Below are 1,360 nucleotides of genomic sequence, written 5' to 3' on the forward strand. Positions count from 1 at the left end.
AAGCGGGCAGGTTCCGGTAAGTGACATGCCATCAGTAGAGCAGGCTGCCGTGGCAGAGAATCAGGCAGCGACGAACCAGAATTCCGGAAACACAGGCAGTGGCCAACAGCCAACGACCCAGATCAGTGAGGAACAGGCGAAGCAGATTGCTCTGGAACATGCTCAGATTAAGGAGAGCGATGCGGCATTCCTGTGGGCAAAGCTGGATTATGATGATGGCGTTCTGGTATACGATGTGGAATTTTACATTGCCGAAACGAATACGGAATATGATTACGAGATCGATGCAGCAACGGGAACGGTCCGAAGCTTCGACTATGATGCGGAAAATTATACGCCGTTCCAGCAAGGTGCGCAATCAGGGCAGCAGATAACGGAACAGGAAGCAAAGCAAATCGCACTGGCTAAGGTATCCGGTGCAACGGAAAGAGACATAAGGCTCCATCTGGACTATGATGATGGTTGGGTGCTGTATGAGGGAAAGATTATTTATCAGAACATAGAATATGATTTTTCGATCGACGCATACAGCGGTACGATTCTCGAATGGGAAGCAGAATCGGTTTTTGACTGATTTATTTTTAAGATATGATAACGAAGGGGAGGACAACAAAATGAAAAAGATGATTTGCACGGTGGCGCTGGCATCCCTGCTGTGCGGTTCCGCATTTGCGGCCAGCGGCTCCTATACGGTAGCGGCGGAGCTCAATCCGGATATTCGGGTTCAGATAGACGGGGTGGAGCGTACATTCTACAATGTGCAGGGGCAGGAGGTCCATCCGATCAGCTGCGGGGGTACGACGTATATCCCGCTGCGGTCGATTGGCGAACTGATGAATAAAAATGTTAACTGGGATGAAAGCAGCTATACGGCGACGATCGGTGGCACCCGTACGACCGGCAACGCAACCGGCACCCCAGACCGTAACGCAAAGGAAGCTGCTGTCAACCTGACAATGGAGCCGAACTATACGATTGTTATTGATGGGGTAGATCGCACATTTTATGATGTGAATGGCAAGGTGTGCGATCCTGCGGTCTACAATGGCTCCATCTATCTGCCGATCCGTGCGATTGGGGAGATCATGGGCAAATCGGTGTCCTGGAACGAAGCGGCCCAAACGGTTTCCCTGAACAGCAATGCATCCATTGGCGGCGAAGTAACGGATTTTGATACCTCGAACCCTGCAACAACGCCTCCGAGCGATCCGACTACACCCGTAAATCCCGCGACTCCGTCTACGCCCGCGGGTACAATCACACTGGAGCAGGCAAAGCAGGCAGCTTTGAAGCACGCGGGAAAGACTGCGGCGCAAGTTACCTTTGTAAAGGGTACGTTTGACTATGAGCATGGCCGCCC

The 1,360-nt window shown here is 51.9% G+C and carries 2 protein-coding genes; both read left to right on the forward strand.

Going from position 1 to position 1,360, the window contains the following annotated elements:
* A partial coding sequence (locus OCV66_RS15465; protein ID WP_147574655.1) for a PepSY domain-containing protein occupies positions 1-574 on the forward strand: 574 nt, incomplete at its 5' end.
* 40 nt (positions 575-614) lie between these two features.
* A partial coding sequence (locus OCV66_RS15470; protein ID WP_262564912.1) for a copper amine oxidase N-terminal domain-containing protein occupies positions 615-1,360 on the forward strand: 746 nt, incomplete at its 3' end.

The organism is Agathobaculum ammoniilyticum (genome assembly GCF_025567315.1).
Lineage (GTDB): Bacteria > Bacillota > Clostridia > Oscillospirales > Butyricicoccaceae > Agathobaculum > Agathobaculum ammoniilyticum.